Raw genomic sequence first — 14,188 nt, 5'->3', positions numbered from 1 at the left:
CAACAAATCTGCAGCGGCTGAAATCAGGCGGTGAAAAGGCGCAGCCCAGCAAAACTGGACTTGCCGGTCGAGTTCCCGCATCGGCGAAATATATTCTCGGTTCCAAGGGGTTGAATTGTTCGTGGATCGGCGCCAACACTGTGAATGAGGGCAGACGAAAAACACCTCGTCCAGACTCTCCCGAGCAAGCCAAAGTAAGGGAAGAACTATGCAAATCCAGGTCAACAGCGATAACCACATCGAAAACAGCGTCCGTCTGGAGGAGTGGGTACGAACCACGGTTGAAACTACGCTCGAACGATACGAAGAGGATCTCACCCGCGTTGAAGTCCACATCAACGACGAGAATGGCGACAAGCCCGGCCCCCATGACATCCGTTGCCAGATGGAAGCCCGGCCAAAAGGACACCAACCTATTTCCGTGACCCACAAAGCCGATTCGATCGATCAGGCAGTGGATGGCGCAGCGGTCAAACTGGACCACGCCCTGGAACATCTTTTCGGAAAACTGCGCGGCAACAAACGCGGCGCGGCTCCGGTGATTGCTAGCGATCTGGACGACGAGCCCGTCAGCGCCGATGCGTTGCTCGAAGAAGAATTTCTCGAGAAGGATGACGCGTTGCACGGCTGATGCAGCAGCCTTGAGACACTGAACTGCTGAACGAGGGGCGGGCCGGGAAACGGGCCCGCCCCTTTTTTTGCGCGTTCATTAAGTCCCAAGGGCTCGACTGAAGAGCCGCGCCAAACACGCGGCAAGTCCACTCGCCAAACTTACGCACACAAAGAACGCATGGGGCGCGCTAATGGTGCTGGCCGGGAATTGGTCAAGCAGTTGGCCAGTACAATTTGGACATCGGAACCGTGATCTGCTTCTCGATTCAGCGCACCACGGTCCACCTGTTGGGCGCATTTGCACCTTTCGTCCCTTGTGGCCCAAACCCTGCAAGCTTTGTATCGTCGAGCTTACACCTCACCTGTAAGCCGCAAGCCTGATGGCTTCCGGCTGAGTGACTCGCTCAATGAGACGACGTTTCAACGGACCACTCAGGGATACCACCGCGACTTCAGCGAGAGCGGCCAGGGCAGGAATCATTAACCGTTGATCGACTTCGAGAACTAAAGGGATTCCCCCCCAGCCAATTCATGCAGATCGTTAATAGGTAACAGGCCATGGATAACCCTTTTCAACAGATCACCGATGCTTTCCATCCCGACTATCGGGTCAATCTGAGTATTCAGGGCCTCGACGGGACCATCATGCTGACCCTGTCGAATGAGTCAGGCGTCGTCGCCAAACGCTTGCTCAGTGCCGAGCAACGCAACTCGCCCAAGCGGTTACGTCGTTTGATCGAAAGCATCCAGTTCGGCATCGCCATTGAACAGGGCCACAGCGCCATCAAGATCCTCGCGGCCATGACCGACGGCGACCTCAAGCAACTTTCGCCGCCGCCCACCCGAACCAGCTTCCTCAGCCGTCCGCAGCCGACTGCCGGTCTCTGATGACTTGATGCCCATGGTATGAGGCGACACCTATCGCCTCTCCAGCGCAACCTCTTCGGAGCGTCATTCCCGATGCGCTCTGCTCCCCGCCGACGATCGCCAACTTCCTGTAATTCCCGCCGATTCAGCCCCCAGACAGAAAGCACCTGTTACAACAAACCTGTAGCAAGCCGGCTGCCCCGTTACACAACAAGACGGCGAGCAGCAGAGTCTGGACAAGTCTGAGGTGACGATATGTCTCTACGATACATAGCGCTGATTGGCGCGCTGGCGCTCGCGACCGGCTGCGTGGAAGAAAGAGTGGTGCACGAGCGCCGAGTGGTCGACCGACCCGCGCCGCGGGCCGAGTACGTTGAAGTCGTCGCCCCGCAAGCGCCGCCCGTGCGCGTCATCGAAGAAGAACCCGCCCCGCGCCAGGGCTATGTCTGGTCCCGCGGCTACTGGCGCTGGAACGGCAACCGCTACGTCGCCGAGCACGGCCACTGGGAAGCGGTACGGCCGGGCTATCGCTATCAACACCCTTACTGGGAAAGCCGGGGCGATGGCTGGCATTACCATGTGGGCGTCTGGGTAAACTGACGACCTGCCCCACGCAAAAATGCCCCGCTGAGACGGGGCATTTTTTATGGGTTTGCTGGTGGATAGCTCATCGAAAGCAGTTCATTGGTTGCAAGCAATGGTCTCCAGGGCGCGCTGAGGCTTTCCTAAGCAGAGTCGCACCAACCTCAGCATTTGGGCAATATCACGGGAATTGCGACAAGGCAGATGACGGCGGTCAGCTAAAGTCTGCAGCAAAGCGAAATCGGCAATCAGGACTGATATGGATATTCAAGCGTTAAGACAAGCCGCCATAGAACTGCGGAAACAACTGGAACTGTATAAAGAAAAAGAGCCAGCGGCACCGGCCTTGTACGGACAAATGGAGCATTTGATATCCGCCGCCGAACGAGGTGAGATCACTAGCCAAGTCGAAGCACGAGACATACCAGGCCATCGAATTATGGATGAATCAAACCTCCGAAAATATCGTGATCTCTCTGGAGCGTATAGCAATTTTTATATAGAACTTATCGAAGGCCGTGACATGCTCAAAATGGTAGAAGAAATTGCTAAAAAGGCAAGAATGTAAAAGAGCTATATCCGGGCAATCGTGGACCGATATGAACGCTGCGGAAACGTATCGTGACTTCTCGGCGTTGGCTGCTAACCGCATTCATACCAAAAGCCAAAACCTATGCCGGGCAAACGGTAGATGAGTCCTAAACAATAAGGACTCATCCCATCCCTACTCCACTTTCTCCTGCACCGACGGATACCTCGACGAGGAATACCTCACGACCAGAATCGAGAACGCCAGCAACAGCACCCCGCCACAGACATAGATAATTCCCAGATCGGGCGCCTTATGGTGCGACACGTCGCTGATCAGCAAGCGAATCAAAGCGGTCACCCCGATGTAGAGCAAGAAGCGCAGCGGCATGTGGTTGGTCTTGAAATAAATCCCGACCATCGCGCCCAACTCGAGGTAGATGAACAACAGCAAAATATCATCTACGGCGATGTACTCCTGCCCAAGCATGCCGATGAAGGCTTTAATCGCGGCGTATGCAGTGACCGCCCCAATACCGAACAGCGCCAGATAATGAAACGCTTCAACGGCCAGATTGCCCAGGCTGTTGGCGCCGCCATGAAGCTTCGCCCGCATTCGATCTGCCCATCTCACACCCGCCATCCCTCACCTCCCCTGACCAAAACAAAAGTGTTCATAACGAGCGCTGCGATTGATCGCTGCAGTGTATCTGTCGACGCAGGGCTATGACCGCATTGATGTTCACGATGTACTTCCTTGGGTGACCTGGACCGGATAATGCTCTACGCGCATGACGGTTTGCTCGTGCGCAGCCTGGTTGCAGGCAAGCATTAATAGGGCCATCGGCTATGGTTGAGAACGTGACCAGATGTCGCAAGGCCGCGACTGGCAAAAAAAGTGAGCGCACACCCCCTACCCAAGCTGCGGCGATTCACCTATGCTGCGCACTGTATAAATAAACAGTAAAAAGACGGAGTACGCTGTCTTTGCATCATCCGTCGGCCGAAGCGTTGAGCGCCCGGGCTGATCCCTTACAACTCTGGAAATGACGACGAGGCCAACAATGGCTGTTGAAACCCTTTACCGCAGTACCCGTGATTTGGAGACTACGTTCGTGGACCGCAAACTCGCCGATGCCCATGATCAGATGCTGGAACTGGCCGAACTGCTCACCGATGTGCTGATGAAGAACGTCGCCGGCCTCTCAGAAAAACACGCAGAAGATGCCAGCATTTTCATGGCGAAAAACCGCGCCGTTTTCGCTGCCGCGTTCAAGAGCAATGCGCTGGCCCTCAACGAGCTCGCACCCGCGGCCGAGCCGGCAGAGTAATCAGGCCCGCGACTTCGGCTTCAGCCAGCTGAAGGCAGGCTTGCCACCATAGCGATTCAGTCCATGTCCAGCAGCCGCTCTGCCAGCTCATCTGCAACCCGCGCGGGTGAGCGCTTTTCAGCTTGCGCATGGGCGAACACCTCGGTCAGCCGAGTGCCGATCTGAGACAGATGCGCGGTGATGTTGCCCGGGCTTTGCCCCTGATGATGCAGCGCGACATAAATCAGGCCGCCGGAATTGATCACGTAATCCGGCGCATACAGAATGCCGCGTGCTTCCAGTTGGTCGGCGATCGCAGCGCAGCTCAGTTGGTTGTTGGCGCCGCCCGCGACGGCGGCGCAACGCAACTTGGTCACGCTGTGGCTGTTGAGCACGCCTCCCAGCCCGCACGGCGCAAGGATGTCGCAAGGCGTGCTGAGGAGCGCTTCGCTGGCAATCGGTTTGGCGCCCAATTGCTCCATGGCGAGCTGCACCTTGCCGCTGTCCAGGTCTGCAACCAACAACTCGGCGCCCGCTGCATGCAGCTGTTCCGCAAGCGCATAACCCACATGCCCCAGTCCCTGAATGGCCACGCGCAAACCTTCGAGGTTGTCGCTGCCCAGTCTTGCCATGGCCGTGGTGCGAATCCCGGCGTACAAACCCAGCGCGGTGTGCGCTGACGGATCGCCGACCGCCGTGGTGCTGGTGACATGCTGGGTGGATTGGGCAATGCAGTCCATGTCTTCCCTTGAAGTGCCGCTGTCCATGGCCGTGACATAACGTCCGTCGAGGGTCTGCACGAACCGCCCGAAGGCCTCGAACAAGGCAGCCCGATCAGGCACGTGGGCCGGACGCATGATCACGGCCGTTCCACCGCCCAGTGACAACCCTGCAAGCACGGCTTTGTAGCTCATGTTCCGTGCCAGCTGAATGGCGTCCTCGATGGCGCTCTCTTCATTTGGATAGGAGAGGTAGCGACAGCCTCCCATCGCCGGACCTTTCTGGCTGCTGTGGATCGCGATCACGGCCTTCAGGCCGGTGCGCGGCTCAACCATCATGTGCAGTGATTGCACGCGAGAGCTTTGCATGAGTGCGAACATGGGCACTGCTCCGCTTTTTCGTACTGGCGAGTATAGGCGCTGAATGAAAAAAAGAAGGCCGGCCGAGCGGATCCGGACGAAGGACTGCCGTTGGCCACGCGGGATGAATCATCGCTGGACGAAGGCCGCGGCCGAGGCTAAAACAGAGTCATCCTGTAGTTCTTCTCAGCCGTCTTATCCTGCCGGAGAAGTCGATGAATCCGCGCCAGCAATGCATTGCCTGTCTAGAACGGAACCCGCCGTCTACCTTCGAAGCCGCTTCGTGGATCGCCACAGAGCACGACGGGCAAGTTGATTTTCAGGTTATCCGCGACCAGCTCACCGCTCTGGAACGCATCGTCAGCACCTCGCTTCCTTTGTTGCCGGCCGCAGAGCTTGCCCAGCCGTTGCTGCGGCAACTGGCGGCGCTGGGGTTCCAGCAGGACGATGCCGCTCAGCCCAAACCCCAGGCTGCCTTGATTCACAAAGTGCTTGAACGTCGTCGCGGCCAGCCGCTGGGCCTGGCACTCATTGCGCTGGAGATCGCACGGCGTCTGGAAATCCCCCTCGAGGGCGTTAACTTTCCCGGACACTTTTTGCTGCGCGTGCCCGGCGCCGACCATACGCTTGACCCTTGCGGCGGGCGCAGGCTCTATCCGAAAGACTGCCGGGAATTGTTGCTGCGCCAGTTCGGCGCGGACATGCCGCTCAAGGCCGAGCACATGAAAACGGCGACGCCAGCGGCGATGCTGCAGCGCCTGTCGCGAAACCTGCGGTACCTGCATCAGCTAAACGACGACTTGATCGCCTCACTCAAAGACGCGACCCGCGTGATGGAACTGGGCCAGGCCAACACCAGCGATTACCTCGCTCGTGCCAGCCTGTATCAGCATCTGGAATGCCCGCAGGCCGAACGGTTCGACCTGGAGCATGCATTGATGTTGAGTGATGACCCGGTTCAACGGATGCGGCTCACTCAGCGACTGGTTCAACTGCCCGGCATGGGCGCGCTGCACTGAAAATCAGGAACGCGCCAGCGAGCCGGTGGTGTTTTTCGCCTTTTCCAGCTGCTTCAACTTCTCGGCCTTGCGGATCGATCGTATCTGCCGGCCCGCCTTGAATGCACCGAAAGCCGCTTTGGCGAAATAGCCCCGCGCCCGCGCTCGGTCGCCATCCTGGTAAGCCTGAACGCCGCGATACAGATCCACCGAAGCGTGAAGGGCCGTCCACACCAGTTTAGTCATCGGGTTAAGGTCAGCCAGATAGCCGCCGTATTTACGTATGAAGGTATACGTGTTGAGCAAGCGCCGTTCGGCAACGCTTTCGGTTTGCGCATCGATATCAACGATCAAGTGCTGCACGGCGATACCGTGCAGCCCTTCCAGGCTTCTGATCGAAGTTGAATAGCCGACCGTATACCGCTTGCCATCTACCTCCGGTGACATCTCAAGCTTTTGCATGAGCGTGCCAATGATGCGCTGGGCTCTGTAAGGGACCCGGTCGTAGTAATAACGACTCATACCTGGCCGGGCGACGGATCGCACGACGTCCTCTTCCTGACGGAACAGGTGGCCGTCCGGCGCCCCGGGGGTGTAAACCCATGCTCCCAGACGAGCATTGTCCTTGTCCGGTCTGAAGACGTAGATACCGGCAAAGGTTTTCTGCTCCATCATCAGGATATGGAGGGTCCCGGGCGTTTGAGCAGTATTTCCGACAATGCTGGTGTCCAGGCTTGCGGCCATTCTGACCAGCCACATGTACTGATCGGGCGTCAGCCGGCCTGCGATGTACTCGTTCAGCGCATCACGGCGCAGCTCATAATGTGTCTTGCGCGCGAACAGGGCGCGAACCCTGGGTGGCGGGGAGTTGGTCAGCCCTTGGGTATGCCGGCGCAACGCGGTGATGTATTTGTCGGCGTAATTGGACCCACGGATCATCTCATCCACGAACGCACCCGAAAGCGCGGACACATCCTGACCAATGGAGGAATACACCGGCGCATCGGGGGCGAACGCGTAGTCTTCTTCCGAGTAACCCACCATGAACAGGTCGGTCAGGCACCGGAGCGTTGTGTACCGCCCAAAATCCGGTTCCCCATTTCCCGTGCTGCCTTCCAGATCAAAAAACACCGTGTCCGGGTCTATGCGTCCTGGCACCCCCGAGGCTTTCAGATGCTTGTCGATCAAGCGCTCGCACTCCTGACGAGCAGCGGCGCGCCATGGCATGACGCCGAAACTGTCATAGGCTTTCTGCAGTGCCGAGATCCGCTGCTCCAACACCACGGCCGCCATCCGATCCTTCCGGGTGATGTGGGGCGCACGCGTGCTGGAGACGAATCGATTACGGCTCAACATCTGCTCGATCTTGTAGTGACTCAAGCTCGACAACGCCCCGTTGAACGAGGAAGCGTCGACGGTGACGAACAGCACACTGTCAACATTCCAGGCTGAAGGCTTCAACCGAAGGCTTTCAATGTAGGGCACCACGTGCTGATCGGCGTTGACCACGGTCTGATCCAGCAAATACTGGGCCCCGCGAGCAGTGGCCGTCCAGCCGCCGACTTCAAACGACAACTTGCGCCAGCTGTCGAAATCGAACATGTCGCGCCCACTCGGATGCCCCGGGGCGTAGAGCACATAAAACGCGTCATCACCGTCGCCTTCCCTGATGACCACAGCATCTTCCAGTCTGCGGTCACCACCCTTGAGGTACAGGCCACCGACACTTAATGCGTGGGTATTTCCAAGGCTCGACTGCGCTCGCTCGATCAACGCCAGGCCACGATCGGAAAGATGACCCTGGAGTTTCGCCGCCCACGCACTCAATGCGATGGTGCTGGCACGTAGTGCTGCCATGGCGTCCAGGGTGGCCTGCTCGCGATAACGGTGCTCCAGCTCGCTTTCGAAACGTTGTTTCAGATCAAGGTCTTTCAGCAAACGACAGATGAAGTCGAAGTCCAGTCGCGGGTGTGAATACGCGGGATCAACCTCGACACCGGGGCTAAGTTGCTGATCGAGCTCCGGCAAGCCATCAAGGGCAAACCCTAACAATGTATGGGTGTACACAGCGTTGAGCGGCCCGCTGGCGAACGCCATTTCGTCCGGCAGATTAATCGTCACTTTCGCCGGATCGAGGGTAAAGCCCAGATGCTTCATCAGATAAGCAGCGATTTCGCTGCGAGCGTAGATTTCGGGCGACTCGGTGCCGGCCATCTGCGCCTGCATGAGCACCTCACATCGTGACTGCTCGGCGGCGAGTGTGTCGTAACGATGACGATCTTCAGGGGCCGCGAACCGGATTCCATCGGGCAGACGTCGCTCCTGGATGAACGCCAGCAGCTCAAGGTAGCGGACGTTAAGGGCCTCATCCAGGTCATCAAGGCGGCCGGCATCATCGAACATTTGCAGCCGTGCCTGGGGCTCGGCATCTATTGATGGCGCGTAAGCGAGCAGGTGGTTGAGATCGCCCAGCTGTTTTTCACGCAAGCGAGTTATCCAGTGGCTCCCGGGCTTTTCTTTGAGCAGCGAGTACTCCACCTGCAACGCGCCCGCCGGCGTGCTTTCCAGCGACGCCTGATCCTCAAGGGACAGGCACCCTGCCAGCATATACCGAGTGGAATCCTGCTCAAGACGGTGCGTCAGCGCCGCGCTCATTGCACTGACTGTGGTGAACTTCTCCACCCCGGCCGCCGGGCTGAACAGGTAGACGCCCGCATGGCTGCCATCGTCAGTCAGCGGCATGGCATCGATATCGTCCGCAGTCGCTGCATAGACCCCTGCAAGGGGCAGCAGTGTGCCTTGTGAGGTGCGCAACGACAGGGCATAGCGACCCTTGGCCTCGGTGTCCCCGACAACGCGCGATAGACGTGTTTCGTCTTGAGCAACCAGCTCGCCGCGGCCCACGGCCAATCGTATGGCGTGCCCGTAAACCCAGGACTGCAGCGTCGCGAAGACCTCCTTGCGTGTACCGCTAACGGCACTCTCGCCGGGTATGGATTTGAACGTCGGCTCATCCACTTCCCAATACGCATTGAGGTTGAACTTCAAAATACCAGGCAGTTGAGTGATCAGGTCCTCGCACATTGCTCTGAACGCGCCAATGCCAAACCCCGGCAACGTATAGGCGACATGGGAGGAGTCTTTACGCGTAGAGAGAACGGCCTTTGGGTCATCCAGGTAAACCCTGTCTCCGATGAGGGCGTGCAGCAGGGCATCGGTCAGACACCGCGGGGCGGGATCTGCCTCTCCGGCATGCTCCCTGTGAATGAAGAGCGCGTCAGGGTTAGGGAATGGCCTGAGTTGGCGAAGTTGCTCGACCAGCAACTGCCTGGCAGCCTCGCGCAGTGTGGGGGCGTGACGCAGATGCGAAACGATCAACGCTGACAGCTCCGCCTCGTTATTGGCGTGATCGAGCAACGAGCCCGGGTTTGGGCGGGGATGATTGTTGAAAATATGATCAGTCATCTTTACAGCTCCATGATGACCGCCCGCGCCACCCAGGCATCCAGCCAAAGTGTGAAATACGTGAGCAGTCCAAAAGAGCTGTTATTAAAAGTGCTGCATCGCTCACCGATGGAATAACTATTGATGCCATGAGGCACCCTGCGCCGACGAGCTATGCAGGAAAAAGCGTCATCCGCTGATAATCCGCCGCGCACTCCTACTGTTGCTGTGGCTGTAACACTGCTTGTCAAAAAGCCAACTGTTTCAGTAACAGTAAACCCCTTAACCTTCGCGCCATCTGAGCACAGCCCCCAAGGCCTTCGCAGGAACGCTGTTTTTGCACGGACTGGATGTGCTCGCCCCTCGTCCCCGACGTTGTGTTTTGAAGCTCCTGGATTCAACGTCTTATTTGGCCGCTGCGATTGCAGCGGCTTTTTTTTTGTTGACGGGTCGGGCCACAAAGGAAGGCTTAGGCGCGGATGTTCACCAGCGATCGTTCGCGTGGCGTGTTTGCATACTCGGCAAGCGCCATCACCACAGCAATGACTGTCTTCAGTTCGACCAGCCCACCCTTGGCCACATCATTTTCCTGGGTCATCAGGTCATGAAGCGCGCCCAACTCCTTCTCGAAAAAGGCATAAGCATTCACTTCGCGCTCCATGTTGATTTCTTTTCCATCGGCGTCGAATTCGATATTGATGCTGGACATCGCATCAACAAGTCCTTCATCGATGAGTCCGCGCTCCGCCAAGACCGCACCGATCTCCCTCAACTGCTTGTTGTTGGTCCGGGTAGGGTCGAACCCGGCGATATCAAGATTAAACCCTTGTAATTTCTTGATGTTGGAAAGACTTTCATCTGCCCAGTACTGTCGGACTTTTTGTTTGACTGCCTGCTCTTCGGAACTTAGCCCGGAGCTGGCCTCGAAGCGTTTGTAGGGCGCGGCCATATACACACTCAGCTGCTCTTGCACCTTACTCAAATTGCCAATCATAGAACCTCCTGAAAATCGGTTGATCCTCAGGAGTGTCGGGCGACCTCTGGTGGGGTTGAGGCTGAAAAAGTGAAGACGGAATCATTGCCTGATTCAGAGACCATTCCTACATCGCCGCAAGTAAGCCTCCTACAAAAACGGCCCGTCCGATCACCCGAACTGGCCGCTGATTGATCGAACACGGATCAGCCAAATGTCTGCAAGTTCGCCATCATTTCCTTGAGCGCTTCGACGTTGTCAGCCGGGTGTACCGCATCGCTGAAGTCACTGATCGTTTGCCACTGCGCCGCGACGTCCTCCGGTGAAAAGCCTGCGTGTGGGTCGAAGCCGGCGCCCAGACTGCGTTCCCAGCGGACTTTGCCGATCCAGCCGCCACCCACTTCATACAGGCCGGCGCTGTCCTGGCACTGCTCGCTGCCCAGATACACCACAAGCGGGCTGACCAACTCGGGCTTGAGCAGCTCGAACACGCTGGCCGGGATCAGGCCTTCGGTCATGCGGGTGCCGCCGGTCGGGGCGATGGCGTTGACGAGGATGTTGTTTTTGCGCCCTTCAACCGCGAGCGTGCGCGTTAGACCGTAAAGGCCGAGCTTGGCCATGCCGTAGTTGGCCTGACCGAAGTTGCCGTAGATGCCGGAAGTGGACGAGGTGAAGATGATGCGGCCGTAGTTCTGGTCCCGTAAATGGGGCCAGGCGGCGTGGGTGACTTTGTAGGCGCCTTCGACATGGACGCGGTAAACCAGATCCCAGTCGGCGTCTTCCATTTTGGCAAAGCTTTTGTCGCGCAGGATGCCGGCGTTGTTGACCACGACGTCGACGCGGCCGAAGGCATCGAGAGCGTTCTGGACGATCTTGTCGCCGTCGGTGACCGAATCATGATTGGCAACCGCCTCGCCGCCTGCTTCACGAATTTCCGCAACCACCCGATCCGCCGCCGAGGCATTGGCGCCTTCGCCATGGGCGGAGCCGCCGAGGTCGTTGACGATTACCCGCGCGCCGTGTTGCGCGAATAACAATGCGTGGGCTCGCCCCAGTCCGCCGCCCGCTCCGGTGACGATCACCACTTTGTCTTCGAAACGCACGGACTCGCTCATGTTGCTCTCCTCAATGATGAAGCCGGCTCTGCACTCGCTGCCCTTGACTCATCAGGAGCCACCAGGTGTCAGCGAAAGCAGGAGCGGGCGTGATGTCATTGAGTGTCAACGACTCGGAGCAGGCTCACAATCAACACGGGACACGCTGAATAGTGGTCGATAACGTCAAGGGATGGCCTGGTCGTTTCCCGGTGCCATAACCGAGCCGTTAACGGGAGGTCGCGGCGACGGTGTCGTCAAACGCTTGGTCAGCTCCGAGCACGGGGCTCGCCGTTCAACCGTTCAGATGCCCGATAAACTCTGCCAGCCACGGCTCGGCATCACTTTCCGGGGTCACGGTTTCGCTGGCGTCCAGACGCAACATCGCCTGCACCTCACGGATCCCCAACTCGCCGAACAGCTCTCGCATCAACTCGCCTCCCGCGCAAAACGTATCGCCGTAACTCGCGTCGCCCAACGCAATCACACCGCCAGGCAGCCCCCGCCATGCCGCAGGCAATACATCACGGATCTGGTGATAGAGCGGCTGAATGTTGTCCGGCAGCTCGCCCATCCCGGTGGTCGAGCTCACTGCCAGCAGTGCCTGGGGTGCAAAGGCTTGCAGATCGGCAAGGGTGGCGCGTGGATTGAACAGCACCTCGTGCCCTGCATCCTTGATGATCTGCTGGGCGTGGCGGGCGACCTCTTCAGCCGAGCCATACACCGAGCCCGCAATAATCGCGACTTTCATGGGTTAATCCTGTGACGGGTAAAATCGTGCGGCATTATGCCTCAGCTCGACGCGATGTCTTGGACTCCCGACCTTGAGCTGCCAAACGACATCTCAGGTGATGAGGGCGGCGTTGATGAAGATGAGTTTCAACGATGCTGCAAATCTCCTGTCCGATCTCTATTCGCTGGACTACCGTCAGATCAGCACTCCATGCCGTCAGCGATCAGCCATACGCCCGGCGGAAAGAGGTCGAGTTAAATGCCCAACGGGCGCAAGCTCGGCTGGAGAATGAAATCCTGAAGGGGTAACATCCTGCAACTGACGAACGGTCGCAACCTAAAAGCGAACCATCTGTCTGCTCTTTCAATAACCGGTTAATCGAGCCTGGCCATGCAGCGCGACAATATCCTCACGCCGGATGAACTGGAGTTCATCCAGAACATGCAGCACAACCCCACGCTGAATCTGGGCGACAAATCCAGCAGTCTGGTGGTGAACGGCGGCGTGCAGATTCAGGATCTGCTCACTCGTCTGGCGGCCCATGAGCAAGTCACGATCCAGGCCCAGTTCGATAATCAGCAAATGACCTTCCCGCTGCACCTCGTCGAAGACGAATTCCATGCACTGCATCTGGAGCTGGGCGCGCCGAGCATTTTCGAGGAAGGTCCGCGCATTCGCCCCTGGCGTCTTACGCTGCCTGAGCCGGTGCAGCTGGAGACCGAAAAGGGTTCGCTGACCGCACTCTGGGTTCATGAAATCTCGTTCAAGGGCATCCTGCTGGAGATGCGCAAGCAGACCAAGCCGCCGAAGTCCTTTGCCGCCTGGTTTACCCCCCAGGGCTATGCCCCAATCGCCTTGCGTGGCACCTTCGAACGCTTGAACCATCATGGTCTTGCGGCGTATCGGCTGAGTCAGAACAGCAAGGAAGACACTGAACGCCTGCGTCAGTACATTCTTCAGGAACACCGCAAGATTCACCCCTCGATGCACCTTTAGGATTGTCTGATCAGGCGATCCCCTGCGACACCCTCCCCCATCCGACAAACGCCGCTGGCTTTATCGCAGGTTTCAGGAATAATCCTTGCTTGCTTTTTCCAGTGAAGCTGACGCATCGCCACCACCCCGGCGCCGCGTCATGTGATTTCCCTACCCGGGAAGCTCACGTGTTTATCGGAGATACACAATGTCTACCTCACCCGTCACGCTGATGGTTGCCCGTCGCGTCGCCCATGGCCGCTATCAGGAACTGATGGCCTGGCTGCAAGAAGGCGAACAACTCGCTACAGACTTCCCCGGCTATCTAGGGTCAGGCGTCCTCGCGCCGCCGCCAGGGGATGACGAATTCCAGATTATTTTCCGCTTTGCCGATCAGGCCACCATGCACGCCTGGGAGCATTCTGCCTCCCGACGCTCCTGGCTGGTGCGCGGCAGTGGCCTGTTTGCCAAAAATTCCGTACACCGCGTGAGCGGCATCGACGGCTGGTTTGGCGCAGTCGGTCAGCGCCCGCCGCGCTGGAAGCAAGCCGTTGCCATCTGGCTGGCGTTCTTTCCGGTGTCGCTGATCTTCAACTTCGTGCTGGGGCCGCTGCTCAGTCAGCTGGATCTGTTCCCGCGCATCATGATCAGCACGTTGATCCTCACTCCGCTGATGGTGTTCTGGTTCATTCCGCTGTCGACCCATCTTCTGGCGGGCTGGCTGAACACCAACACGCCTGCGCAGGTCAGCGGCACTGAGCCGGTGTCCAACAGCTAGCGCTCAGCGACAAGCGCTTTCCCGATCCGGGCGCCGCCGACCTGCCTTGCAATGCCCGGTCTTTCGCCGATTCAAAAACATGTACAGCCCTGCGGTGTTGTACAAGAACCGACCGTTGGGGTAACTTTGCCCCACGGTCGTTTTCGATGGTGCACGCGAGCATCCACTGTTCGCCATTCAGCACCGACTCGCCCGACCTCTCTCCCCCGTTGATG

Annotated in this window: 14 protein-coding genes; 8 read left to right on the top strand and 6 right to left on the bottom strand. The window is 58.3% G+C overall.

The window, feature by feature from the left end; genetic code table 11:
• The first annotated feature begins 208 nt into the window (after positions 1 to 208).
• From ACYAR8_RS02915 to ACYAR8_RS02900, 4 genes are all read left to right on the top strand, one after another.
• Positions 209 to 631, top strand: coding sequence for an HPF/RaiA family ribosome-associated protein (locus tag ACYAR8_RS02915; RefSeq protein ID WP_074884145.1), 423 nt, complete (start codon positions 209 to 211; stop codon positions 629 to 631).
• Positions 632 to 1,170: 539 nt separating this feature from the next.
• Positions 1,171 to 1,500 (top strand): DUF3509 domain-containing protein, encoded by a 330-nt coding sequence (locus ACYAR8_RS02910; protein ID WP_074884142.1) that lies wholly within the window; start codon positions 1,171 to 1,173, stop codon positions 1,498 to 1,500.
• Positions 1,501 to 1,734: 234 nt separating this feature from the next.
• Entirely contained in the window at positions 1,735 to 2,079 is a 345-nt protein-coding gene (locus ACYAR8_RS02905; protein WP_463579037.1) for a YXWGXW repeat-containing protein, read from the top strand.
• 241 nt (positions 2,080 to 2,320) lie between these two features.
• Entirely contained in the window at positions 2,321 to 2,629 is a 309-nt protein-coding gene (locus tag ACYAR8_RS02900) for a hypothetical protein (protein ID WP_463579036.1), read from the top strand.
• A 156-nt stretch (positions 2,630 to 2,785) separates the two neighbouring features.
• Here ACYAR8_RS02900 and ACYAR8_RS02895 read toward each other — a convergent pair whose 3' ends face one another.
• Positions 2,786 to 3,205, bottom strand: a complete 420-nt coding sequence (locus ACYAR8_RS02895; RefSeq protein ID WP_419789398.1) for a phosphate-starvation-inducible protein PsiE — start codon at positions 3,203 to 3,205, stop codon at positions 2,786 to 2,788.
• A 448-nt stretch (positions 3,206 to 3,653) separates the two neighbouring features.
• On the opposite strand from ACYAR8_RS02895, the gene ACYAR8_RS02890 reads away from it, so the two are divergent.
• On the top strand, positions 3,654 to 3,920 hold the full coding sequence (locus tag ACYAR8_RS02890; RefSeq protein WP_346630864.1) for a YebG family protein: 267 nt from the start codon (positions 3,654 to 3,656) through the stop codon (positions 3,918 to 3,920).
• A 56-nt stretch (positions 3,921 to 3,976) separates the two neighbouring features.
• Here ACYAR8_RS02890 and ACYAR8_RS02885 read toward each other — a convergent pair whose 3' ends face one another.
• Complete coding sequence (locus ACYAR8_RS02885) at positions 3,977 to 4,999, bottom strand: Glu/Leu/Phe/Val dehydrogenase family protein (protein WP_074884125.1); 1,023 nt, start codon at positions 4,997 to 4,999, stop codon at positions 3,977 to 3,979.
• 194 nt (positions 5,000 to 5,193) lie between these two features.
• On the opposite strand from ACYAR8_RS02885, the gene ACYAR8_RS02880 reads away from it, so the two are divergent.
• On the top strand, positions 5,194 to 5,997 hold the full coding sequence (locus ACYAR8_RS02880; RefSeq protein ID WP_463579035.1) for a SirB1 family protein: 804 nt from the start codon (positions 5,194 to 5,196) through the stop codon (positions 5,995 to 5,997).
• A 3-nt stretch (positions 5,998 to 6,000) separates the two neighbouring features.
• Here ACYAR8_RS02880 and ACYAR8_RS02875 read toward each other — a convergent pair whose 3' ends face one another.
• From ACYAR8_RS02875 to ACYAR8_RS02860, 4 genes are all read right to left on the bottom strand, one after another.
• Positions 6,001 to 9,441 carry a dermonecrotic toxin domain-containing protein gene (locus ACYAR8_RS02875; RefSeq protein ID WP_463579034.1) on the bottom strand — a complete coding sequence of 1,147 codons (3,441 nt, stop codon included), beginning with the start codon at positions 9,439 to 9,441 and terminating at the stop codon, positions 6,001 to 6,003.
• 448 nt (positions 9,442 to 9,889) lie between these two features.
• Entirely contained in the window at positions 9,890 to 10,414 is a 525-nt protein-coding gene (locus tag ACYAR8_RS02870) for a hypothetical protein (RefSeq protein WP_463579033.1), read from the bottom strand.
• Positions 10,415 to 10,599: 185 nt separating this feature from the next.
• Complete coding sequence (locus tag ACYAR8_RS02865; protein ID WP_463579032.1) at positions 10,600 to 11,508, bottom strand: SDR family oxidoreductase; 909 nt, start codon at positions 11,506 to 11,508, stop codon at positions 10,600 to 10,602.
• A 274-nt stretch (positions 11,509 to 11,782) separates the two neighbouring features.
• On the bottom strand, positions 11,783 to 12,238 hold the full coding sequence (locus tag ACYAR8_RS02860; RefSeq protein WP_463579031.1) for a flavodoxin: 456 nt from the start codon (positions 12,236 to 12,238) through the stop codon (positions 11,783 to 11,785).
• A 372-nt stretch (positions 12,239 to 12,610) separates the two neighbouring features.
• Here ACYAR8_RS02860 and ACYAR8_RS02855 point away from each other — a divergent pair, with 372 nt between their 5' ends.
• On the top strand, positions 12,611 to 13,216 hold the full coding sequence (locus tag ACYAR8_RS02855; RefSeq protein WP_074884109.1) for a hypothetical protein: 606 nt from the start codon (positions 12,611 to 12,613) through the stop codon (positions 13,214 to 13,216).
• 187 nt (positions 13,217 to 13,403) lie between these two features.
• On the top strand, positions 13,404 to 13,973 hold the full coding sequence (locus ACYAR8_RS02850; protein ID WP_074884107.1) for an antibiotic biosynthesis monooxygenase: 570 nt from the start codon (positions 13,404 to 13,406) through the stop codon (positions 13,971 to 13,973).
• Positions 13,974 to 14,188: the final 215 nt, after the last annotated feature.

Source organism: Pseudomonas sp. HP_01 (assembly GCF_055284355.1).
Note: the sequence above shows the minus strand (reverse complement) of the source record. Positions and strands in the feature narration are given on the sequence as shown.